The sequence below is a fragment of the Kitasatospora sp. NPDC051702 genome, from assembly GCF_040681575.1.
Taxonomy (GTDB): Bacteria; Actinomycetota; Actinomycetes; order Streptomycetales; family Streptomycetaceae; genus Kitasatospora.
Genome location: NZ_JBFAZB010000023.1, coordinates 48,599 through 70,899 on the forward strand (window position 1 = coordinate 48,599; position 22,301 = coordinate 70,899).

24 protein-coding genes and 1 tRNA gene are annotated in these 22,301 nt (G+C 74.1%); 8 read left to right on the forward strand and 17 right to left on the reverse strand.

Annotation, left to right across the window (positions count from 1 at the left end):
* The first annotated feature begins 13 nt into the window (after positions 1-13).
* Complete coding sequence (locus AB0N04_RS20190; protein WP_360215900.1) at positions 14-1,051, forward strand: Rieske 2Fe-2S domain-containing protein; 1,038 nt, start codon at positions 14-16, stop codon at positions 1,049-1,051.
* A gap of 19 nt (positions 1,052-1,070) precedes the next feature.
* Here AB0N04_RS20190 and AB0N04_RS20195 read toward each other — a convergent pair whose 3' ends face one another.
* From AB0N04_RS20195 to AB0N04_RS20215, 5 genes are all read right to left on the reverse strand, one after another.
* Positions 1,071-1,259, reverse strand: a complete 189-nt coding sequence (locus tag AB0N04_RS20195) for a hypothetical protein (protein ID WP_360215903.1) — start codon at positions 1,257-1,259, stop codon at positions 1,071-1,073.
* Positions 1,260-1,672: 413 nt separating this feature from the next.
* Entirely contained in the window at positions 1,673-3,424 is a 1,752-nt protein-coding gene (locus tag AB0N04_RS20200) for an FAD-dependent oxidoreductase (protein WP_360215906.1), read from the reverse strand.
* Between the two features lie 70 nt (positions 3,425-3,494).
* Entirely contained in the window at positions 3,495-4,496 is a 1,002-nt protein-coding gene (locus AB0N04_RS20205; protein ID WP_360215909.1) for a diiron oxygenase, read from the reverse strand.
* A gap of 273 nt (positions 4,497-4,769) precedes the next feature.
* Positions 4,770-5,831, reverse strand: coding sequence for an alpha/beta hydrolase (locus AB0N04_RS20210; RefSeq protein WP_360215912.1), 1,062 nt, complete (start codon positions 5,829-5,831; stop codon positions 4,770-4,772).
* Positions 5,832-6,524: 693 nt separating this feature from the next.
* Positions 6,525-7,346, reverse strand: a complete 822-nt coding sequence (locus tag AB0N04_RS20215) for an NAD(P)H-binding protein (protein ID WP_360215915.1) — start codon at positions 7,344-7,346, stop codon at positions 6,525-6,527.
* 97 nt (positions 7,347-7,443) lie between these two features.
* Between AB0N04_RS20215 and AB0N04_RS20220 the strand changes: the two genes are divergently transcribed.
* Entirely contained in the window at positions 7,444-8,055 is a 612-nt protein-coding gene (locus tag AB0N04_RS20220) for a TetR/AcrR family transcriptional regulator (protein WP_360215918.1), read from the forward strand.
* 133 nt (positions 8,056-8,188) lie between these two features.
* Here the strand turns inward: AB0N04_RS20220 and AB0N04_RS20225 are convergent, their stop codons facing one another.
* The 9 genes from AB0N04_RS20225 to AB0N04_RS20265 all read right to left on the reverse strand — a co-directional run bounded on the left by AB0N04_RS20225 (position 8,189) and on the right by AB0N04_RS20265 (position 15,539).
* Positions 8,189-8,596 (reverse strand): alpha/beta hydrolase, encoded by a 408-nt coding sequence (locus AB0N04_RS20225; RefSeq protein ID WP_360215921.1) that lies wholly within the window; start codon positions 8,594-8,596, stop codon positions 8,189-8,191.
* 216 nt (positions 8,597-8,812) lie between these two features.
* Complete coding sequence (locus tag AB0N04_RS20230; RefSeq protein ID WP_360215924.1) at positions 8,813-10,117, reverse strand: DUF6596 domain-containing protein; 1,305 nt, start codon at positions 10,115-10,117, stop codon at positions 8,813-8,815.
* Entirely contained in the window at positions 10,114-10,476 is a 363-nt protein-coding gene (locus AB0N04_RS20235; protein ID WP_360215927.1) for a YciI family protein, read from the reverse strand. Before AB0N04_RS20235 ends, AB0N04_RS20230 begins: the two co-directional genes overlap by 4 nt.
* 442 nt (positions 10,477-10,918) lie before the next feature.
* Positions 10,919-11,449, reverse strand: coding sequence for a hypothetical protein (locus tag AB0N04_RS20240; RefSeq protein WP_360215930.1), 531 nt, complete (start codon positions 11,447-11,449; stop codon positions 10,919-10,921).
* Between the two features lie 167 nt (positions 11,450-11,616).
* Positions 11,617-13,800, reverse strand: coding sequence for a serine/threonine-protein kinase (locus AB0N04_RS20245; RefSeq protein ID WP_360215933.1), 2,184 nt, complete (start codon positions 13,798-13,800; stop codon positions 11,617-11,619).
* A gap of 155 nt (positions 13,801-13,955) precedes the next feature.
* A tRNA-Leu gene (locus tag AB0N04_RS20250) sits at positions 13,956-14,039 on the reverse strand.
* 258 nt (positions 14,040-14,297) lie between these two features.
* Entirely contained in the window at positions 14,298-14,498 is a 201-nt protein-coding gene (locus AB0N04_RS20255; protein ID WP_360216920.1) for a DUF397 domain-containing protein, read from the reverse strand.
* Entirely contained in the window at positions 14,495-14,629 is a 135-nt protein-coding gene (locus AB0N04_RS20260) for a DUF397 domain-containing protein (protein ID WP_360216923.1), read from the reverse strand. Before AB0N04_RS20260 ends, AB0N04_RS20255 begins: the two co-directional genes overlap by 4 nt.
* On the reverse strand, positions 14,589-15,539 hold the full coding sequence (locus tag AB0N04_RS20265; protein WP_360216925.1) for a helix-turn-helix transcriptional regulator: 951 nt from the start codon (positions 15,537-15,539) through the stop codon (positions 14,589-14,591). The genes AB0N04_RS20260 and AB0N04_RS20265 overlap by 41 nt, the downstream gene beginning before the upstream one ends.
* 158 nt (positions 15,540-15,697) lie before the next feature.
* Here AB0N04_RS20265 and AB0N04_RS20270 point away from each other — a divergent pair, with 158 nt between their 5' ends.
* The 4 genes from AB0N04_RS20270 (at position 15,698) to AB0N04_RS20285 (ending at position 17,994) form a co-directional block, all read left to right on the forward strand.
* Positions 15,698-16,192 (forward strand): ATP-binding protein, encoded by a 495-nt coding sequence (locus AB0N04_RS20270; protein WP_360216928.1) that lies wholly within the window; start codon positions 15,698-15,700, stop codon positions 16,190-16,192.
* Between the two features lie 15 nt (positions 16,193-16,207).
* Complete coding sequence (locus AB0N04_RS20275) at positions 16,208-16,780, forward strand: hypothetical protein (protein WP_360216931.1); 573 nt, start codon at positions 16,208-16,210, stop codon at positions 16,778-16,780.
* Between the two features lie 49 nt (positions 16,781-16,829).
* Positions 16,830-17,354, forward strand: a complete 525-nt coding sequence (locus AB0N04_RS20280; RefSeq protein ID WP_360216934.1) for a hypothetical protein — start codon at positions 16,830-16,832, stop codon at positions 17,352-17,354.
* A gap of 193 nt (positions 17,355-17,547) precedes the next feature.
* Positions 17,548-17,994 (forward strand): DoxX family protein, encoded by a 447-nt coding sequence (locus AB0N04_RS20285; protein ID WP_360216937.1) that lies wholly within the window; start codon positions 17,548-17,550, stop codon positions 17,992-17,994.
* An 80-nt stretch (positions 17,995-18,074) separates the two neighbouring features.
* Here the strand turns inward: AB0N04_RS20285 and AB0N04_RS20290 are convergent, their stop codons facing one another.
* Entirely contained in the window at positions 18,075-19,043 is a 969-nt protein-coding gene (locus AB0N04_RS20290) for a helix-turn-helix domain-containing protein (RefSeq protein ID WP_360216940.1), read from the reverse strand.
* Between the two features lie 71 nt (positions 19,044-19,114).
* Here AB0N04_RS20290 and AB0N04_RS20295 point away from each other — a divergent pair, with 71 nt between their 5' ends.
* Positions 19,115-19,711, forward strand: coding sequence for a cysteine hydrolase family protein (locus AB0N04_RS20295; protein WP_360216943.1), 597 nt, complete (start codon positions 19,115-19,117; stop codon positions 19,709-19,711).
* 108 nt (positions 19,712-19,819) lie between these two features.
* Here AB0N04_RS20295 and AB0N04_RS20300 read toward each other — a convergent pair whose 3' ends face one another.
* Together AB0N04_RS20300 and AB0N04_RS20305 are read right to left on the reverse strand one after the other, a co-directional pair.
* Positions 19,820-20,353 (reverse strand): hypothetical protein, encoded by a 534-nt coding sequence (locus AB0N04_RS20300; RefSeq protein WP_360216946.1) that lies wholly within the window; start codon positions 20,351-20,353, stop codon positions 19,820-19,822.
* Positions 20,354-20,383: 30 nt separating this feature from the next.
* Positions 20,384-21,148: an NAD(P)H-binding protein gene (locus tag AB0N04_RS20305; protein ID WP_360217057.1), complete on the reverse strand. Its 765-nt coding sequence runs from the start codon at positions 21,146-21,148 to the stop codon at positions 20,384-20,386.
* 183 nt (positions 21,149-21,331) lie between these two features.
* On the opposite strand from AB0N04_RS20305, the gene AB0N04_RS20310 reads away from it, so the two are divergent.
* Positions 21,332-22,249 carry a sigma-70 family RNA polymerase sigma factor gene (locus AB0N04_RS20310; protein ID WP_360216949.1) on the forward strand — a complete coding sequence of 306 codons (918 nt, stop codon included), beginning with the start codon at positions 21,332-21,334 and terminating at the stop codon, positions 22,247-22,249.
* The last annotated feature ends 52 nt before the right edge of the window (positions 22,250-22,301 follow it).

The following is a 22,301-nucleotide window of genomic DNA, read 5'->3' on the forward strand; positions in this document are numbered from 1 at the left end:
GAAGAGGTGACCGATGGCCCAGCGCGCCGACCGCCCCGCCCCGCTGCCGTACCCGAGCGGCTGGTTCTGCGTCGGCCGCGTACGGGACCTGCCGCCCGGGCGGGTGCGCACGGCCCGGCTGATGGGCGAGGACGTGGTGCTGTACCGGACCGGGCGGGGCGTGGTGCGCGCGATCGGGCCGCACTGCCCGCACCTGGGCGCGCACTTCGGGGCGGGCGGAACCGTCCGCGGCGAGGAACTGGTCTGCCCGTTCCACGGCTTCGCCTTCGGCCTGGACGGCTCCTGCACCGGCGCGCCGGACGGCGCCCTGCTGCGGGCCGGACTGACCGGACGCCACCTGTGCGAACGCGACGGCGCACTGTTCGTCTGGAGCGGACCCGACGACGGGCCGCCCACCTGGCAGCTGCCGCCGCCGGTGGGGGTGCGGCCGCGCGCGTGGTGGAGCGGCGAAGTGCTCTCCCACCCGCAGGAGGTGATGGAGAACAGCGTGGACTTCCGGCACGTCGCCGTGCTGCACGGGCTGGACACCCGGGAGACGGCGCCGCCCGAGGTCGACGGACCGCTGTTCACCGTCCACCAGCGCACCACCACCCGGTTCCCCGGGCTGGGGGCGGTCGCCCTGGACCAGCCGGTGACGCTGGCGGGGCTCGGGATGATGCGGCTGGTCGCCGAACTGCCGGAGCTGGGGGCCACGTTGCGGGTGTGGGTGCTGCCGACGCCGGTCGGGCCCTGGCGGACCAGGGTGCGGTTCGCGGTCGCGACCGGCTCCACCGGTGGCACGGCGGGCACGGTCGACCTCACCGGTGGGGCCTCCGGCCCGTTCTCCGGTCTGGTCTCCGGGGCTGCCGACCGACTGGCCTCCTGGGTGGCGCTGCAGGCCTCCGTACGGATCATCAAGCAGGACCGGCCGGTCCTGGCCCACAAGCGGTACCTGGCACAGCCGCGGCTCGTCCCCGGGGAACGGTCTATCGGGCTGTTCCGTCGTTGGGCCCGGCAGTTCTACCCGGATCTCGCCCCGGAAGCCGACCCGGAAGCAGAGCGCTCAGGCTGAGGGCCGCTCCTGCTGCCGGTCACCCGTACCCGCCCGGCTCGGCGAGCGCCTCCCACACCGGATCCGGCAACCCGGGGACCGTCCGCCCCTCGGCCCGCCACGCCCGTGCCAGTTCGGCATAGATGGGCGCGTCCGGCTCGAACTGCAGCGAGCTCTCAGCGTCCTGCAGGAACGTTTCTTCGACCGGCTCCCGTCGAGACGCCGGCATCACCCCAAAACCACTCACACCCACCCAACGCACCCCACCCACACCGGGACACGGCGGTGTCAACCCCACGGCCCCGGCATCAACCCCGCCACGGGCCCAAATTGCTACGCGGGGGGGGAATTATGTAGACCGGTCTACAGGAATGGGCCCGCAGCCGCGCTGGCGTAGGAAGTCGACCCAGCCGACTTCCTACGCGCTCTGGCCCATCTTCGACCCAGCAACAGTGACTATGTAGACCGACCGACATATTCGCTTTCATCCCGCCCGGTCGCAGGCAAGAGCGCGAGAAGTCGGCCGGTCCGACTTCTCGCGCCCACCGTGCGACGCACGGGCTCAGCCCTCTACCCCATGAGCAATGAATCTGTAGACCGGCCTACATATTCGTTGAGGCCGCCCCACCCGCCCGGGCTCGCCTACTTCCGGCGAGAGGCTGCCAGGAGGTCCGGGACGGTGGCGAGCTTCACCCGGGGGCGGCCCTCGGCTTCTCCCCGGGCGCGTTCCGCACGGTCCACCGCGCGCAGCTCCCTGAGGCCGACGGCGTCGGGGCGGCGGCGGTGGACGAGGCGGTCGAGGTCCTTGCGGGTCCCCGCCGGGGCGGCCAGCACCCGGGCCGCGGCGTCGTCGAGGAGCGCGTCCACGGTCTCGCGGGCGCAGGCCCGGTTGGCGCCGATCCCGCCGGACGGTCCGCGCTTGGCCCAACCGACCACGTACGTCCCCGGCACGGGCCGCCCCGTCGCCGGGTCGACGACCCGGCCGCCCTGGTGCGCGACGGTCGCCGTCCGCTCGTCGAAGGGCAGGCCCGGCACCGGCACGCCCCGGTGACCGATGGACCGCACGACCAGTCCGGCCCGGAGGACATCCGTCTCCCCGGTGGGCTCGGCCCGGTCGCCGGCCGCCATGGTGGTCCGGACGACACTCACGGCCTCGACCCGCCCGCGCCCGACCGCCCCGGCAGCACCGACCACACCGACCGCCCCGGAAGCGCCGGCACCTCCGGGCCGTACCGCTGCGACCGACCCGTCCGCCTCCGCCGCCCCGCTCAGGGCGGTCGGCGCGGACAGGAAGCGCAGCACGATCCGGCGCCCCGGCCGCGGTGCGTCGCCTCCGTCGAACGGCACCAGCGGCAGCCCGGCCAGCAGTGCGGCCTGCGAGTCCGGCGCCGCCGTCTCGATCGCCGCCCGCACCTCCGGGTGGTCCTCGACCACCACCTCGACGCCCGGCAGGCGCCGCAGCGCGAGGAACTCCGCCCTGGTCCACGCGGCCTGTCCGGGCCCGCGCCGGGCGAGCAGCACGACCTCCCGCACCCGGCTGCGGCGCAGCGCGGCGAGGGCGTGGTCGGCGATGTCGGTGGCGGCGAGCCGGTCCGGGTCGGTGAGCAGGATGCGGGCGATGTCGACGGCGACGTTCCCGTTGCCGACGACCACGGCCCGTTCGGCGGTCAGGTCCACGGCGTCGGCCGGCACCGTCGGCTCGGCGTTGTACCAGCCGACGAAGGTGGTCGCGGGCAGGCTTCCGGGCAGGTCCTCGCCGGGGATGCCGAGCCGCCGGTCGGCGGCCGCGCCGACCGCGTAGACGACGGCGTGGTGGTGGGCGGCGAGTTCCTCGTGGGTGAGGTCCGTGCCGACCTCCACGTTGAGGTGCATCCGCAGCCTGGGGTCGTGGAAGACGCTGGCGAAGCTCTCCGCGATCCGCTTGGTGGACTGGTGGTCGGGCGCGACGCCGTGGCGCAGCAGGCCGCCGGTGACGGGCAGCCGGTCGATCATGGTGATCTCGGCGCCGGTGCTGCGCAGCAGCTCCTGCGCGGTGTAGCCGGCGGAGGGCCCGGTGCCGACGATGGCGACGCGCAGGGTGCCGAGGCCGTCGGGGAGACTGCGCGGGAAGGTCGGCGCGCCCCAGGCGTGGTCGCTGGGGTGGTCGCGGTACCAGTCCCGGTTGAGGTCGCCGAACACGGTGTCGGGGCCGCGCAGCCGGTCGACGGGGAACACCGCGTCGACCGGGCAGGCGTCCGCGCAGGCACCGCAGTCGATGCACGCGGCGGGGTCGATGAACAGCATGTCGGTGGTGCCGAACTCCGGTTCGTCCGGGGTCGGGTGGATGCAGTTGACCGGGCAGACGGAGACGCAGGAGGCGTCGTTGCAGCAGGTCTGGGTGATCGCGTAGGCCATGGCGCGGGTGGGGTCCTCGCTGCGCGGTGGTGGGGTGGGCGGGCGCCCGGGTCGACGGACTGACGGAACGTCAGAGCATGTTCACCCGGCGGTAGATGGCGGCCGACCGGGCGGTGATCAGGCCGGTCTCCGCGAGGAAGGCCATCAGGTGGCGGGAGCTGGTGCGCATCATCGCCTTGCGGTGTTCGTTGGCCCGCGCCTCGGCGAGCGCCCGTTCGACGTCGAGCCCGGCGGCCCGGTAGACGCCGGGGTGGACCATGCTGCTGACGATGACGTACGCGCCGACGGCGATCCCGGTGGCCGAGGCGCGCCGGCGGCCGGGGCCGGCGTGGCGCATGCGTTCGCGAATCTCCTGCCGGGCGAACTTCATGTGCCGTGACTCCTCGACCACGTGGATCCGGGAGGTGCCGCGGACGATCTCCAGGACGTTCTCGCCGCGCATCCAGTCGCGCTGCATGACGTCGAGCACCTCCTCCGCCACCAGGATTCCCCCGTAGGCGAGTTCGCCCTTCGCGAGCGCCTTGAAGGCACGCCCGGCCTGGGCGATCAGCTTGTTGGGCCGGTAGGCGGGGACGCCCATCTTCTCGCAGGCGCGGGCGAACATGATCGAGTGCCGGCACTCGTCGGCGATCTCGGTGAGGGCGAACTGGAACTCGGCACTGGCCGGGTTCTTGAGGTACTGGTCGCGCAGCACCATCTGCTGGAGGATCATCTCGAACCAGATCCCGGTGTTCATGATCGAGCAGACCTCGTGCCGGGTGAGGGTGACCCGCTGCTGCTCGGTCATCTCGTCCCACAACCTGGTGCCGTAGAGGGTGCTCCACTCCGGGTTGAGGCCGTAGTGCTCGTCCGGGAGGGGCGCGTCCCAGTCGATCTCGGTCGAGGGGTCGTAGGAGAGGGTGGCGGCGGACTCCAGCAGCCGCTTCGAGACGTCGTCGTCGGCCGCGGTGTGCGCGTGCGAGCGGTCGGGACGACCGACGGGCGCCCCGGTCGTCGCGTCGACCGACGCACCGGCCGTTGCTCCGGTGGTCCCGCCCGTGGTCGCTCCGGTCGTCGCGTCGGTGAGAGCCATGGCTGCCTCCAGGGGCCTGCTCCTGCGGGTGCCCGCTCACCCGCTTATTAGACGGACAGTACAATAAGAGCCCGTTCCCGAGAACCCCCTGCGCAGCACCCGACAGGTGCACGCCCCTGCGGGCGCGCGGCCACCGACGAGCGCCCTGGCACGACAGGCAGCCGAAACGCCGGACGGGGCCCGCCGAAACCTCCGACGAGCCCCGTCCGGGTGTCACATCCAGGGGCCGGATCCGGGCGTCACATCCAGGCGCCGGATCCGTGCGCACACGCGCTACCCGGCACCCAACGCCTTCCGCAGCGCCTCCGCCGCCTCGGCCGTCGCCTCGCGGAACCGGTGGCCGACGCCGATGTAGTTGGCGTACCCGTGGATGAGGTCCGGCTGGCGGCTCAGCCGCACCGCCACCCCCGCCGCCCGCAGCGCCTCCGCGTACGCCTCGCCCTCGTCCCGCAGCGGGTCGAAGCCCGCCGTGCCGACGTACGCGGGCGGCAGGCCGGCGAGGTCACCCAGGTCCGCGGCGAGCAGCGGCGACAGGCGCGGATCGGTGCGGTCCGCGGGCTCGGGCACGTACTGGTCCAGGAACCAGTCCATGTCCGCGTCGGTCAGGAAGAAGCCGTCACCGAAGAGTTCGCGCGAGGGCCGCCGCACCGAGGCGTCGACGGCCGGGTACAGCAGGAGCTGGAACACCGGCGCCGGACCGCCGCGGCGCACCGCCGACTGCGCGGTGACGGCCGCCAGGTTCCCGCCCGCGCTGTCCCCGCCGATCGCGATCCGCTCCGGGTCCGCGCCCAGGTCGGCCGCCTTCGCGTACGCGTAGTCGAACGCGGCCAGCGCGTCGTCCACCGCCGCCGGGAACACCTGCTCGGGCGCCAGCCGGTACTCCACCGACAGCACCCGCACCCGCGCCCGCTGCGCCAGGAACCGCGCGACGTGGTCGTGGCTCGCCCGGCTTCCGACCACCCACCCGCCACCGTGCAGGTACACCAGCAGGCCCGAACCGGCCGCCAGACCGCCGGGCGTGTACAGCGTGGCCGCCAACTCGCCCTGTTCCTGCGGGATCCCGATGCTCCGGACGGCCACCGGCTCGATCGTGGCACCGCCCACCAGGTGGCGCGCGTGCTCCATGGCGGTTCGCGAGGGCCCGACGCCGCCGGGCATCACCAGGGCGGCCTTCGACATCCGCTGCAGCTTGAGTATCAGCTGCGCGTCCAGCGCCAGCGTCTGCCCGTCCCGCACCACCGGCGGGCCTGCGATCGCCCGCCGCAGCCGCTCCGGCAGCGCGTACGCGGCCCGGACGACGGCGGACTGGATCCGGACGGGGGGTGGAATCGTCATCGCTTCTGCCTCCTGGGGCCGCTCCCGGAGCCCCTCGACCGGGGACCCTGACCGGGAGCCCATGATGGGGCCGACCCAGCGGCGTTGGAAGCCTCCTCGACGCTCCCTGTGCCGCTCCTCGATCCGGCGGGCGGGTCCGGCGAGCGATCTGGCGTGCGGTCCGGCCGACCCTGTCGCCCCTGCTGCCCCTGCTGCCCCGGTCGTCCGCGCCCGACCGGCCGAGGCAGGCGGGCACCCCCGTTTCAGTCGCCGCGGGGTAGCCCGCAGGGCGGCTGCACAGGAAGTCGACCGGTCCGACTTCCTGTGCAGGCATGCAGGGCCGCACCACGCCCGTGCGTGGTGCGGGAGAAAAATCAGTAGACCGACCTACATATTCACGCCCGGCACTCACAAGCCTCCGCCCCCGAGCCAAAAGTCGGCCAGGCCGACTTCCTGCGACGACACGCAAGCACACGCAAGCATGGGCAGGGCGGGACGCAGGGCGGATAGCAGGAATAGGTAGACCGACCGACATATTTCTTGCCACTGGTCCCGGTTCACCGGGCCCCCGCCCGCAGCTCCCTGCGAAGGAAGTCGACCTGATCGACTTCCTTCGCAGAGTGGGCGCCTGCCGCCGTCCGGCCAGGGTGAGGTGAGGTCGGACCGGAGCAGCATCAGGCCAACACCGGGCCAGCGCCGGCCCGCCCTCCCCCCTCAGCGGAACGCCGTCGCGTTGCGCCGGGCCCAGGCGGCGAAGGAGCCGGCCGGGCGGCCGAGGAGGCGTTCGACGTCGGGGCTGGGCCGCCGCTCCTCCGGGGTGGGCGCACCGAGGATGGCCAGGGTGCCCTCGACGACGGGCAGCGGCATCACGGCCGCCAATTGCACCCGGGCCTCGTCCGGGGTCTGCTCCCGGAAGTCGACGGTCTCGCCGATCGCCTCGCCGATGGCCGCAGCCCGCTCGCGCGGGGTGACGGGCGCCGGCCCGGTGAGCACGTACGTGGCGCCGCGGTGCCCGTCCTCCCGCAGCACCACGGCCGCGACCGCCGCCACGTCGTCGGGGTCGACGAACGGGAGGCCGACGTCCCCGAAGGGTGCGGCGGCGACCAGGTGGTTGCGGATCGGCTCGACCCAGGCGAGGGCGTTCGAGGCCAGGCCGCCGGCGCGCAGCACCGTCCACTCCAGTCCGCTCGCGGCGAGCGCCGACTCGAAGGCCGCGGGGTGACCGTAGGCATCCGGCCGGGTGCCGACGCCCTGCGAGGAGAGGAGGACGACCCTGCGGACGCCGGCGTCGGCGGCCTGCTTGAGCAGTCCGTCCGGGTCGGGGCCGGCGACCAGCAGGAACAGCGCGTCGGCACCGTCCAGCGCGGGCCGCACGGCCGACGGGTCGGCGAGGTCGGCGGCGTGGTGTCGGACGCCGGGCGGAAGGGCGACCTTCGGGGCGTGGCGCGAGACGGCCGTGACCTGCTCGCCCGCCGCCAGCAGGTACCGCACCAGGGCGCGGCCGACGTTTCCGGTGGCTCCGGTGACAACGATCATGACGGTTCCCCCACATTCATGAGTTAGTTGGCTGACTCAGTTCTGTTGCGGTCCCGACCGTAGCGCGCCGCGGGGAGCGCTGTCTATAGTGAGTTGGGTGACTGACTCACTAGCGTCGAAGGGCTCCTCCCGAGCCGCCGCCGCGGCCGCCAAGCGCCGCCGCCTCACGGCCGCCGCCGCCCGGGTGCTGCACGAGAAGGGCGTCGAGCGGACCGCCATCGCCGACATCGCCCAGGCCGCCGGCGTCCCGGTCGGCAACGTGTACTACTACTTCAAAACCAAGGACGACCTGGTCGAGGCCGCTCTCGCCGAGCACACCGCCCACGTCACGATCCTCACCGACGACCTCGACCGGATCCCCGACCCCCGCGCCCGGCTCAAGGGCCTCGTCGACGCCTGGGTCGCCCAGCGCGAAACAGCCGCCCGCTACGGCTGCCCCACCGGCACCCTCGCCGTCGAGCTGGACAAGCGCGACCCGGAGCCCTCCGGCGGCCTCGACCGGGCCGCCGCGCAGGTCATCCGCCGTCTACTGGACTGGGCGGCCGAGCAGTTCCGCGAACTCGGCGTCCCGGACCCGGACGGCCACGCCGTCACCCTCGTCGCCGGCTACCAGGGCATGTCCCTGCTCGCCAACGCCCTGCGCGACCCTGACCTGATGACCCGTGAGGGCGACCGGCTACTCGCCTGGCTCGACTCGCTCGGCGACTGAGCCCCGGGCGGCGCCTACCCGGCGTGGCCCGGTACGCGCCCACCAGCCGCGCGGACAACTCGGCCTTCTCCCGAACCGCACCGGAACCCGCACCGTGGCCCACGCCGGACCCACTCCGGGGCCCCGTCACCGGCTATCCGGCCAGGAAGTCGGCCAGCAGAGGGAGGAGGACGTCCGGACGCTCGAGGTACAGGTCGTGTCCCGTCCCGGGGACGGTCGCGGCCGTGGGTTCCGGCCCGGGGCGCCCGGCCAGCATGCCCTCGACGTCCGGTGTGGGGATGATTCCGGACTGCGCGAGCACCACCAGCGTCGAGCAGTCGATGCGTTCCCACTCGTCCCGGACGAGCGCCGGGCGCACTCCGCCGGCGAGGCGACGAGCACGTGCCGCTCGAAGCGCGGCGACCAGCCGTCGACGCGCCCGTTCCAGGCCCGCCGCCCAGCCCTCCCTCGCCGGCCCGCCGCCGACGAAGTCCGCCGCCGACTCCGGCGAGGGGAACGGCAGCAGCCAGGAGTCCGGCGACTCACCGATCCGCTCCTGCACGCCGGCCCCCGAGCAGCCCGGCCTGCGTCGGCCGTGTACGCGGCCCGCGACACGTCCCCCCGGCCAGCCGCGCAGCAGTACGACGGGTACGCCGTCGCCGCCCCAGTCCCGGCAGGGCAGCCGGACACCGCCCCCGCGACACCACGCGCCCCGCGCATCCAATAGCGAAACCCGGCCCGACCGCACCGCGACAGGCCGCAGGCGCCCCGACCCGCATCACCGCCCGTCAGGCCCCGCGCCCGCCAACCGCTGCGCCCGCCCGAGGAGGTACCGGCGTTCGGGGCCGCTCGCCGTACGGGAGGCGGCCTCCCGGTACGCCTGCGCGGCGGCCGCCGGATCGTCGCCGCGCAGCTCCGACAGGTGGGCGCGGACGGCGAGCAGCCGGTGGTGCCTGGTCAGCCGCTTGTCGGCCGCCAGCTCCGCGAGCAGGTCGAGACCGGCGGCCGGTCCGTGGACCATCGCCACCGCCACCGCCCGGTTGAGCGCGACGACAGGGTTGGCGTCGAAGCGCAGCAGCAGGTCGTAGAGGGCGAGGATCTGCGGCCAGTCGGTGGCGTCGGCGCTCGCGGCCTCACTGTGCACGGCGGCGATCGCGGCCTGCACCTGGTACGGCCCGGGCCGGCCGCGCGGCAGCGTCGAGGAGATCAACTCCAGCCCCTCGGAGATGAGTTCGCCGTCCCACCGGTCGCGGTCCTGCTCCGCGAGCGGGACCAGCTCGCCGCACGGCCCGGTACGGGCGCCGCGACGGGCGTCGGTGAGCAGCATCAGGGCCAGCAGTCCGGCCGTCTCGGCGTCGTCGGGCACCAGGCGCAGCAGCAGCCTGGTCAGCCGGATCGCCTCGGCGGCGAGCGGCGGCGCGGTCAGCTCCTCGCCGCCGCTCGCCGTGTAGCCCTCGTTGAAGATCAGGTACAGCACGTGCCGGACCTCGCCCAGCCGCTCGCCGTCCGCCCCCGCCCCCGAACCCGCCCCAATCCCCGTCCCCGCCCCCGGCCCCGACCCGGACGGCAGGTCGCCACCGGCCGCCCTGATCCCCTGCTTCGCCCGGCTGATCCGCTGCGCCATCGTCGCCTCGGGCACCAGGAAGGCGGCGGCGATCTGCGCGGTGGTGAGGCCGCCGACGGCGCGCAGCGTCAGCGCGATCCGGCTCGGTGCGGAGAGCACCGGGTGGCAGCAGAGGAACAGGAGGGCGAGCGAGTCGTCCTGCTGGACGGCGTCGTCGTCCGCCGGGGGCGCGAGGAGCGCCGACTGCGGGGTGGCGAGCGCGAGCGCCTCCTCCCTCCGTCGGCGCGCCGAGTCGCTGCGCACCTGGTCGACCAGCTTGCGGGTGGCCACGGTCAGCAGCCAGCCCCGCGGGTTGTCGGGCACCCCGTCCGCGGGCCACTGCAGCGCGGCGGCGAGCAGCGCCTCCTGGACGGCGTCCTCGCAGGCGTCGAACGCCCCGTGGCGCCGGACGAGCGCGCCGAGGACCTGCGGCGCCAGCTCGCGCAGCAGGTCCTCGGCGTCGCGGCCGTTCGGGCTCACTCGTTCCCCGGGGACTCGTGCAGGATCGGCCACAGCTCCACCGGGTCGGTGTCCGCGAACGGCATGTCGGCGGCGATCTGCTGGGCTCGCTCCAGGCTCTCGCAGTCCAGCAGGTAGAAGCTCGCCATGTACTCCTTGGTCTCCAGGTACGGCCCGTCGGTGACGGCGGGCACGCCCTCGGCCCGCCGGACCAGCTGGGCGGCGGCCGCGTCGGCCAGCCCGTAGGCGCCGAGCAGTTCGCCGGTCTCCCGGTACTTGGCGTTGTACGCCTCCTGCCGGGCGATCGCCTCCGGCCACTCCTCGGCCGGGAAGGACTCCCACTTGGCCTGGTTGCCGTAGATCATCGCGAGGTACTTCATGGCGGTGTCTCCATCCGTGTCCCGCGCGCCCCGTCGGCGCGCCGTCACCCTCCGGTCGGAGCCGCGGGCGGGTCCTCGACATCGGTCGGCGACTCCTCCCGAAGATCTTTCCAGCCGCCGCCCCGACACCCGCCCCCCACCACCACCCCTGCGCGCCGCCCCGCCCACCGCTTCGCCTTCAGGCCAGAGCCGAAAAGGGCGTGGCTGCCGCGCAACTCTGCAGAGGGGTGGCGCGGCCCGTCGAGTACGGTCGACGAGCCGCCCCCGACCGTCGAACGGCGCACCACTCACATCCGTCCGGCATTTCCGGACCTTGAATGCCGCGTTCCGCGCGTAGTGGATGTCCAGCCCCCATGGCCGAGCGATCGCGCCCCGATCTCCTGGGCGCCGCCGCTTCACCGGAGGGCGACGAATGACGGATGGGGGCGCCGGGCGGGCGGGGTCACTCGGGTGAGCGGGGGGTGGGGTTCACGGTGCAGAAGTAGACGCGGCTGCTCCTGCGCTCGAAGTAGAAGCTCCCCGGGTACTGGTCGCGGGTCACCGTTCGGTCGAAGGCCTCGCTGTGCAACCACGTGGAGCCGCTGCCCACTTCGGTGGCCAGGGGCCCCGGCACGGGGCAGGCGATGGCGCCCTCCTGCCACGTCCCGCTCGCGGTGATCGACGCGAGGGCCGCCGGCTCGACCCGGGCCACCCCGCCCAGACCCACGTCGCTCGGCCCCGGCACGTCCAGCCGCGCGTCCGCCCCCGAGCCCGCGCCCAGGACGGTCCCCACCCACTTGGCCGCGGACAGCTCGCCCAGCTCGGGGAAGCGGCGGTGCAGGGGCGCGACGTCCTGCCTGACCTCGGCCGAGGCTGAGGAGGAGGCCGGAGGGGACTCCGCGCCCCGGCCGGGCTGGCCGGAGGTGCAGGCCGGAGCGAGCGCGAGCGCGACTCCGGCGAGCAGCAGACGGGTTCGGAATCCTGAAGTGTGCATCGCCGTCGTCACGTTTCTGCCTCCACGGTCAACTCCTCTTCTGGAAGGGCGAGTCGCCCGAATCACGGATGCGGCGGATCCGCACCCGCCCGGAGGGTTGCGGCGGCCGCGGGACGAGGTGGGTGAGGTCGTCGATCGCGGCCACGGGTCGGGCTCCGCCGCGGCTGCTACGGGGAGTGGAGGCCGAGGAGGGTGGCCTGTACCTGCTGGGCCATGGCCGGGGGCAGCGTGCCGTACGTGAGGCCCTCGCCCGTGGCCTGGGCCGGGCCGCTGACGGCGTAGGAGGCGAAGCTCGCCACGATGCCCGCACCGCCGCCGCGCTCGCAGAAGTCGAGGTAGCCGAAGCCGACCACCGGGTAGCCGTACTTGACGGGCTTCCGGTGGTCGAGCTTGACGGAGAGCCTGGTGCCGTCGCTCTCGATCGTGCCCGCCGCGGCCGCCGCGTTGACGCTCAGGGCGGTGGGGGCCGCCACGAAGTCGCCGCCGTCGCCGCTGCGGACCTGGGCCTTCCGGAGGGTGCCGGCGTCCCGCAGCGGGACGAATCCGATCGACCACTGGGTGCCGGCGACGGCCCCGGGCACGCCGGACGCGCTCGTGCCGGGCGTGGCCGGCAGCTCGGACGCCCAGGTGGTGCCCGGTTCGTACGGCCAGTCGGCGGGTGCCGCCTGGGCGAGGTACTGGGTGAGGACGAAGGTGGCCCACGAGGCCTCGGACGGGGCCCGCACGGCGATGGGCGAGTTCGGCAGCGTCGCACCGGGGTTGAGCGCCCTGATCGCCGGGTCGTTCCAGGTCTGGATCCGGCCCCGGAAGATCTTGGCGAGCGTCGGGGCGTCGAGGACGAGGTCGGCCGCACCGGGCACGTTGTAGACCACTGCGACGGGGAGCACGGTGACGGGGAGCTGGGCGATCCGGCCGCCCTCGCAGTGCCGCCCGTACGCGGCCTTCTGACCGTCGGTCATCGCGACGTCCACGGTGGCGGCGTCGAGGCCTCCGTTGGTGAACCGGTCCGCGGCGGTGCCGCCGGTGGACGTGTCGACGGTCAGCTGGCTGGTGGGGCAGGCCTTGCCGAAGTCGGTGACCCACTGCTGGACGAGCGCGCCCTCCATCCCGTCCGAACCGATCGCGGCCTTGCCGGCCGGGTCGCAGGCGAGGCCACCAGCACCGGCGCCGGGCGAGGCGCTGCTCGGTTTGACGTCACCGGTCTTGACGTCACCGCTCGTGGCACCGCCGGTCGCAGCGGCGCCGTTCCTGCCGTCGTCCGCCCGCTGGGCCTGCCAGGCGAGGACGCCCAGCGTGCCCGCGGTGGCGACGACCACGGCGGCCAGCGCCGAGCCGATCAGCAGGGCCTTGCGCCGGCCGGGGCGCGGCGCGACGACAACCGCCGCCGGAGATGACGACGGGTGGGCAACGCCGCCGGGCACCACCGGGCCGGGGACCACCGTCGCCTGGGCGGTCGGCGTGGGCGGAGCAGGCGGCGGGAGCGGTGGGGCCGGAGCGAGCGCCGAGGCCGATGCCGGGGCCGGGGCCACCGGCCCCGTCCGCAGCTGGACCGTCCGTTCCCGCGCCCCCGCCGCGACGAGTGCCAACAGCCCGTCCACGGTGGGCCTCTGCTCCGGGTCCTTCGCCAGGCAGGCGAGGATCAGCGGTCGCAGCTCCGCCGCAGCCCCGGCGAGGTCCGGCTCCTCGTACACCACCCGGAAGCCCACCGCGTGCGAGGAGTCCGCGCCGAACGGGCCGCGCCCGGTGGCCGCGAACGCCAGCACCGAACCGAGCGCGAACACGTCCGTGGCCGCCGTCGCCGCGCCGCTGCGGAACTGCTCGGGCGCCATGAACGGCGGGGTCCCGACGGCGACGCCGGTGCTGGTCAGTTGGGTCTGATCGGCCGCCCTGGCGATGCCGAAGTCGATGACGCGCGGGCCGTCCTCGGCGAGCAGGACGTTCCCGGGCTTGAGGTCGCGGTGCACCAGCCCGACCCGGTGGATCTCCCGCAGCGCCTCGGCCAGCCCGGCCGCCAGCCGGCGCACCTCGGGCGGGGACATCGGGCCCTCGGCGGAGACCCGCGCACCCAGGGACGGGCCGGGGACGAAGAGCGTGACCAGCCAGGGCGCCGGGGCGTCGGGGTCCGCGTCGAGCACGGGTGCGGTGAACGCGCCGCTGACCTTGCGCGCGGCCGTGACCTCCTGCCGGAACCGGGCCCGGAACTCGGCGTCCGCGGCCAGCTCGGGCCGGATCACCTTCACGGCCACCTGGCGCCCGGACACCGACCGGGCGCGGTAGACCACGCCCATCCCGCCCGCACCGAGCCGGCCCTCCAGGAGGTAGCCGCCGATCTCCCGCGGATCGTTCTCCACCAAGGTCACCTGCCGCACCCTCCCCCAAGGCGTGCACGGCCGACCGGCCGCGCGACCGGCCCAGCCTAGTCGGGCCCCCGTGCGGCCTGCCCGGCACCCGCCCCCGGAAAACAGAGCGGCCGGTCGACTGTTGCGTCGACCGGCCGCTCACTGTGTGCGCGAGGGGGGAGTTGAACCCCCACGCCCTTTCGGGCACTGGAACCTGAATCCAGCGCGTCTGCCTATTCCGCCACCCGCGCATCTGGGTGATGGGTTAACCATAGCCCATCCGGAGGGGTGCTTCCGACCACCCCCGGGCAACGGGCAGGGCCCGGACCTGGCGATCGGCGGGCGGGGACGCCTCCCCCACCGGCGAGGCGGCCGGCGGAAACGGCGTCGGGGGGGGGGCGCCGCCCCGGGGCGCGCCACACCCCCCCGGGGGGGGGGGCGGGCCCATGGGGGGTGGGGGGCAGGGCATCCGCGGATGCCCTGCCCCCGACGGTGTGGTGGGTTCGGTGTCAGCCCTCGATCGGGAGGTGCCCCGCGCGGACCGAGGCGACGAAGGCCTGCCAGGAGGCGGCGGGGAAGGTGAGGACCGGACCGTGCGGGTCCTTGGAGTCACGGACCGGGACGGCGCCGGGGAGGGATCCGGGGGCTACCTCGATGCAGTTGCCGCCGTCGTTGCCGCTGTAGCTGCTCTTGCGCCAAGTCCGAGTCATTCCGGGAAGTCACCCGCCTGCACAGCAGCGACGAAGGAGTTCCACGCAGCCGTCGAGAAGACGAGTGCCGGACCCCGGGGGTCCTTGGAGTCACGCACTGGGACGGCGCCGGGAAGGAATCCGGGGGCCACCTCGATGCAGTTGCCGCCGTTGCCGCCGCTGTAGCTGCTCTTCTGCCAGGCGGTCGCGTCGAGCTCGTTCCTCGTCATCCCTGAACCCTTCCAACGCATCGGCGATCAGCGCCAGCGAGTCGGCCACTGACAGTGCCCCCACGTGGAGCAGATCATAGCTGCGTCGATGCATCGCCACGGTCGCCGGCAGATCGCTTGAATGGCCGCGATCGAGGCTCTCGGAGTAGACCCAGGTCCGCCCATCAGGCAGGTCCAACAAGACCATCGACACGTCGATGATGGTCTGCCGATGTGCGAACGGCGCAATCTGGATGACGATGTTCGGGAGCTGTGCAACGGCCAGCAGGTGCTCCATTTGACGTCGCATCACTGACGGCCCGCCATAGACGGTTCGGATGGCGCTCTCATCCAGGATCGCCATCAGCAACGGTCCACCCGGCTCCAAGAAACGCTTCTGCCTTGCCAATCGAGCAGTGGTCCGCTGCTCGATCACCTCGGGATTGCCCGCGGCGTCACTGACCGAGAACACCGCCTCGGCGTATTCGCGGCATTGCAGCAGGCCGTTCATCACCGCGATTTGGAAGATTCTCGCGGCCACCGCCTCGGACTCCATGTCCACGTGGCTCTGAAACCAGTCCGGGTGCTCGACCCCTGCATTCCAGTCCACTCGATCCCAGAGCCGCTTCAGCAATCCCCCCGTGCCAAGCAGCTCGTCGGCCTTCTCGACCATGTCGGGCGGCATGCGTCGCTGACCAGTCTCATAGCGGGTGATGTTCGTCCGGTTGCAGTGCAGGAGCTTGCCGAGCTCCTGCTGGGTGTACCCAGCCATCTCCCGGTAGAACCGGAGCTCTTCTCCGAACATCACAGCCGAACTCGCCGTCAGCTCCCTCTTGAACCGTCGGTGTGCCACGCCAGTCCCCCTCACGTACCACGTACGCCCGGTACCTGATTTCGGCCATCACCGTACCTCCGCCTACCGGATCATTGAGCTCAGAGCGCGATCATCTGCATGCATAGCGTGATTGCGCGCTCCCCTCTCGCTCCCCTCCGCCCCCGAGGTGCCTCGCCATGCCCACAACGTGCCCCCACCCCGACGCCGGCCCCCGCCACCACCACCGCCCCCGGACCTTCGCCGCCCGACTGGACTCCCGTACCGGCTCGGCGCCGGTGGCCCGGCAGTTGCTGCGCGCCTACCTCTCGGCGCTGCCCGCCGGCGACCGCTACGCCGACGTCGCCGAGCTCCTCCTCGGCGAACTCTTCGCCAACGCCGTCCAGCACTCCGACGCCCCGGCCGACCGGCTGATCGAGGTGCGCTTCGCCCTCGTCAACGGCCTCCTCCGCCTGGAGGTCCACGACGCCGGCGGCGGACGCCCCTCGCTCCACTCCCCGGTCCCCGAGGACGAGCGCGGGCGCGGCCTCTTCCTCGTCGAGCAGCTCGCGGAGCGCTGGGGGTGCTGTCCCCGCGCGGGCGGGGTCGGCAAGTTCGTCTGGGCGCTGATCGCCCCGGCCCTCCCCCTCGCCGTCACCGCTGCCGACACCACCCTCACCGCCCTCGCCGTCTGAAAGCCCCCCACCACCATGCGACTCGCCGCCACCGCCCGCCATCTGCTCGACGCCGGCGCCACGCCCGCCGAGGCCTACGCCGAGCTGGCCCGCCGCACCCGGGAGCCGTTGCGCTCCGCCCGCGCGGTCTGCTCCGCCCTCGACATCCCGGCCGTCGAGGTGAACCACCGCCTCGACGACTGCTTCGACGCCCTGCTCGCCGGCGCCCGCCCGGGTGGCGAGGCGGACACCGGTGAACTGCTCGAAGCCCTGGGCGTGTTCGACGTCCCCCAGCCGCTGGACCCGCGCGGCCGGGCCGTCGTCGACCTCTTCCTCGCCGCGATCGACGCGCTGGGCGGGATCCGCGCGGGCCACCAGCACGGGCTGGCCCGCTGGTTCGTCACCGGGAACCTGGCGGCCGCCTACCTCTCCCTCGCGGCCACCGATCCCCACCCCTCCACCGGCGACCCGGCCCACTACTGGGCCTCCCTCGTCACCGCCGGGGAGCTGCTCCGGGCCGCCGACGCCCCGGACCCGCGGGTCGGGCCCGCGCTGGCCCGCTGTCGGGAACGCGCGCGGACCGCCGCCACCGCCACTCCCGCCGGGTGATGGTCTACTGGGCGAACGTCCGTGCACCACCCGACCGTTGGGGGAATCCGTGTTCCGCAGCGACCGCCCGCACGACCGTCACGACCGCCACGTCCCCGCCGACCGCCAGACGGCCGAGGAGTGGGATGGGCGGATCGCAGTCCTCCGTTACCCGCCGCCCGGGTGGTTCGCCCTCCTGGGGCGCCAGAGCAGCGACGGCCACCTCTGCCACCTCGACCTGAACTACCACCTGGGCCGCGAGCTCGTGGCGATCGTGCAGACCTCCCGGCCCGTCCCGGAGCACCACCGGGTGAAGTCCTCCACGACCCCGGAGAGCCAGCTCTCGAACTTCCTCGGCAACTCCGACCGCCTCGACCCGAGCGTCGGCCCGGCCCCGATCGACGCGCCGCCCACTCCCGGGCTGGTCCGACTCGACGGCGAGGCCGTCCCCGTCGAGGTCCAGCACAGCCTGGGCTGCCTGAGCGCCCTGGTCCCCCGACTCCCCGGCCAGCAGGGCTACGTGATCGTCACCGCGCCGGCCGAGCACTGGGCGGCCGTCACCGACCTCGTCCTCCGACGGCCGGCGGCGGGCTGAGTTCACCCCAAGGTGGGGTTTGGCTCAACGAACCACCACCCGGGTGCCGAGAACCCATCGGGGTGGCGGCGCTGAGGGCCGCCACCCCGCTCCTCTCCGGCGGCAGAAGTTTTTTCTCCGGGACCGATGAGTTCGGGCGGTGGCGGCGGTCAAACCTGAGAAAGCCCACGCCAGCCGACCGGGGAGACCTGAGATGTCCAACACCGCCACCGCGACCACCACCGCCACCACCACTGCCACTGCCACTGCCACCGCCACCCGGCCCGGCAAGGCCGTGGTCCGGACGGTCTGGACGCTGCGGATCCTGCTCGCGCTCTTCTTCGCCCTGGCCAGCGCACTGCCCAAGCTGCTCGCGCTGCCCGCCGCCACGACCGTCTTCGACGCCATCGGCGCGGGCCACTGGTTCATGTACCTGACCGGGCTGGTGGAGCTGGCCGGAGCCGTCGGCCTGCTGCTGCGCCGGCTCGCCGGGCCGGCCGCGAGCGCGCTGATCCTCTTCCTGGCCTGCGCGTTCGTCACCCAGCTCACCGCGATGCACGGCGAGAACGCCGGAACCCCGTTCCTGTTCATGGTGCCGCTGGCCGTGATCGCCTGGAACCGGCGCGCCGAGACCGCCGCGCTGCTCGGCCGCCGGCGCTGACCGGGCGGGGCGGCCCGCACCGGCCCGGGGTGCCCCGGCCGGGGCACCCCGACGTCGAACGGGCCCGGAACGGCCGACGGTCAGTCCTCCCGCCCCTCCTCCCGCCCGCGGAAGGCCCGCCGGTAGTCGCGCGGGGCGACGCCGACCCGGGCCGTGAAGACCGGGCGCAGCGAGACCGCGGAGCCGAAGCCGCAGCGGGTGGCGACGGTGTCCACGGGCAGGTCGGTCTCCTCCAGCAGGCGCTGGGCCGTGAGGACGCGCTGGTCGAGCAGCCAGCGCAGCGGGGTGGTGCCGGTGGCGGCGGTGAAGCGGCGCGCGAAGGTGCGTTCGGACATCAGGGCCGTGGCGGCCATCCGGCGGACCGTCCACGGGGTGTCCAGGGCGGCGAGGACCTCGGCGCGGGCCCGGGCGAGCGGATCGTCGGCGGGCTCGTCGGGGACGGGCGTGGGGATGAACTGCGCCTGGCCGCCGGCCCGGAAGGGCGCGGTGACCATGGTGCGGGCGATCGTGGCGGCGGCCCGCTGGCCGTGCGCGGCGCGGACCAGGTGCAGGCAGAGGTCGATGCCCGCCGCGACGCCCGCGGAGGTCCAGAGGCCGTCGCCGCCCGTGAAGAGCACCTCGGGGCGGACGGTCACCGCCGGGTGACGGCGGGCGAGTTCGGGAGCGTGGGCCCAGTGGGTGGTGGCCTCCCGGCCGTCCAGCAGTCCGGCCTCGGCGAGAACGAAGGCGCCCGCGCACAGCGAGGCGATCGGGATGCCGGCGGCGCGGACGGCCCGCAGGGCGGCGTGCACGGCGGGGTCGCGGGTCGCTGCCGGGTCCTCGATGCCGGGGACGACGACCAGGTCGCAGTCCACCAGCGCCGCCAGGCCGGCGTCCGGGACCCGTTCGAGCCCTCCGCCGAGCCGTACCCGGGCGCCGTCCGGGCCGCAGACGCGCAGGTCGAAGGCCGGGAGGCCGGGCCGGGCGGACCGGTTGGCCCACACCTCCCCGATCACCGCGTAGTCGAAGGCCCGCACCCCGTCGAAGATCAGGCAACCCACCGTTCGCATGGCAGGAATCTATCGATGGATGGCATCCGCTCCCCTCACCGGCCCCCGGCACCGGACCGCACGATGGACGCATGACGAACACCGACGCCTTCGACGCCCCGCTCGCCCTCGACCCCGACGCCGTCCTGCTCCTGATCGACGTCCAGAAGGGCTTCGAGGACGAGGCCTTCTGGGGCCCGCGCGACAACCCGCAGGCCGAGCAGCGGATCGCCGACCTCATCGCCGCCTGGCAGGCCACCGGCCGTCCGATCGTCACGGTGCAGCACGGCTCCTCCTCCGGACCGCTGGCACCGGGGACACCCGGCTACGAGCTGAAGGACTTCGTCGCGGAGGTCACGCCCGCACTGCACGTCACCAAGACCGTGAACAGCGCCTTCTACGGCACCCCCGACCTGCACGCCTGGCTGCAGGAGCGCGGCGCCCGCCAGGTGGTGGTCACCGGGATCATCACCAACGTGTGCTGCGAGACCACCGCCCGGATGGCCGGCAACCTCGGCTACGACGCGGTCTTCCCCACCGACGCCATGCACGCCTTCGACCTGACCGGGCCCGACGGCACGACCGTCCCCGCCGCCGAACTCGCCCGCGCCACGGCGACGGTGCTGCACGCGATGCGCTTCGCCAAGGTGGTGACCACGGAGGCCGTCCTCACCGCGGCCAAGGCCTGACGCCGGGACGCACGGCGCCTCGGGCGCACGGCCCCACGGGCGCAGGGTCCGGGGCGCACGATCCCCGGAGCGACCGGGCGGGCTCAGGACCGGAGCGACCAGGAGGCCTCAGGCCCGGAACAGCGGCGCGTAGGCGGTGCCCTCCTCGGCGTTGAGCAGGACGTACCCGCTCCCCAGGCCGGTCGCCACCTCCCGCAGCCGGGCCAACGCCGCCGCCTCCGAGGGGACTTCGAGACCGAGGGCGGCTGCTGCCGCGTCCCGGTCGGCGAGCAGGCCGGGCTCGTCCTCCAGGTACTCCTCGGCGGCCTCCGCGCTCTCCTCCGCGGTCAGCCGCGGGCAGTCCCGCCACCACGGCACGGCCAGCAGCAGCCGGACCAGCTCCGGCAGGCCGACGGCCAGCAGCGCGGCACCGCCCTCGGAGTCGGCGTACAGCACGGGGCGTTCCTCGCCGCCCTCGCCGCAGAGGAAGAAGGTGCCGCCCGCGCCGTCCTTGCCCACCGGCTCCAGGGCCTCGCCCGAGGCGAGCACGACCTCCTCGACGTGCGGGTAGTGCCGGAGGTCGAAGTCGCCCGGCCAGAGCAGGTAGTCGAGGGCGGCCTGGTCGGCTCGGATGGCGTCGAGCAGCGGGGTGGTGGTCGGCATGGCGGCCACCCTACGGGCCGGCGGCGACACTCAGGCGGCCAGCCGGTCGGCCAGGTACGCCTCCCAGGTGCGGTGGCCGAGTTCGGCCCCGGCCAGGGTGAGGTTGTCCCCGGCGCGGTAGGCGCGGCCGAGCCTGCCCGGCACCCGCAGACGCAGGTGGCGGCGGCTGCGGCCCTGCGCCTCCAGGTAGCCGCGGGTCAGCTCGCCCATCTCGTACACCGTCGGACCGGCCAGGTCGGGGACCATCCCGGCGGGCGCGTGCAGTGCCAGCTCGACCAGCCGGGCCGCGACCTCCCGGACGTCCACGGGCTGCCACCGGACGCCGCCGGGGGCCGGGACGAGCGGCAGCTTCGCCATCTTCTCGACCACGGTGAACGCCAGGTCGTGGAACTGCGCCGCCCGCAGGACGGTGTACGGCAGGCCCGAACCGGCCACCGCCTCCTCGGCCGCGTGCTTGGCCCGGAAGTAGCCGAGCGGGATCCGGTCGGCGGCGATCACCGAGATGTACACCAGGTGCCCCACCCCGGCCCGCCGGGCGGCCTCGACCAGGACGCGGGTGGCGGCGTCGTCGCCCTTGGGGCCGCCGGCCAGGTGCAGCACGGTGTGCACGCCGGCCAGCGCCTCGTCCAGGCCGGCCGCGGCGGCGGCCGGATCACCGAGCAGGTCGCAGCGCACGTACGTCACGCCGTCGGCGGGCTCGCGGTCGTGCCGGCTGAGGACCCGGACCTCCCGACCGGCCGCGCGCAGCAGCGGCACGACCCGGCGGCCGAGGGTGCCGGTGCCACCGGTCACCAGGACGGGGGTGCCGTTCGCCGGGGTGCCGTTCGCGGGGGTGCCGCTCGCGGGGGTGCCTGCGTTGGGGTTCTTCGTCACGATCGTCTCCGATTCGTCCCGGGCGGGGAGTTGATCTCCGCGCCGCAGCCGTTGTTTGGTGGCTCCTGCTGTACTGACCCACGGCGACGAAGGAATGTGACACGGGTGGACGGAAAATCTTCCGCACAGGATCCGGCCGGGCTCTTCGAGGCCCACCGGCCCAGACTGCGGGCCGTGGCGTACCGGATGCTCGGCTCGATCAGCGAGGCCGAGGACGCCGTCCAGGAGACCTGGCTGCGGTACGACCGCACCGACACCGGGGACGTCGCGAACCTCGCCGGCTGGCTGACCACCGTCGTGTCCCGGGTGTGTCTGAACCTGCTGCGCGAGCGGGCGCACCGCCGTGAGGAGCCGCTGGAACCCGGCGGCTCCGACCAGGTGCGGATCCCGGACCCGCTGCTGCGGCGCGAGGGCGTGGTCGACCCTGAGCAGGAGGTGATGCTCGCGGACTCGGTCGGGCTGGCGCTGATGGTGGTGATGGAGTCGCTGTCCCCCGCGGAGCGGGTCGCCTTCGTCCTGCACGACATGTTCTCGGTGCCGTTCGAGGAGATCGCCCCGCTGATCGAGCGGACCTCGGCCGCGACCCGCCAGCTGGCCAGCCGGGCCCGCCGCCGGGTGCAGGGGCAGGCGCCGGCGCCCGATCCCGACCTGGGCCGGCAGCGGGTCGCGGTGGACGCGTTCTACGCCGCCGCCCGCAACGGTGACCTGAACGCGCTGCTGGCCGTGCTCGATCCGGACGTGGTGCTGCGCTCGGACGGCGGTGCGGGCGTGCGGGTCCGGCAGACGGTGGTGCTCTCCGGTGCGGCCGAGGTGGCGGGGCAGGCCGTCCTGTGGGGCACGCTGTCGCCGTTCGCGCGTCCCGCGCTGGTCAACGGCGTCGCGGGCGCGGTGGTGATCGACGACGGCGGCCGGACGATCTCCGTCATGGCGTTCACCGTGGTGGACGGCGCGATCGCCGCGATCGACGTGCTCACCGACCCGGACCGGCTGGCGCTGCTGGACGTCACGGCCTTCCGGGGCTGAGGGGCGCGCTTCCGGAGCCGAGGGGGCGCGACGCGGCCGGCGGCGGGGGCTC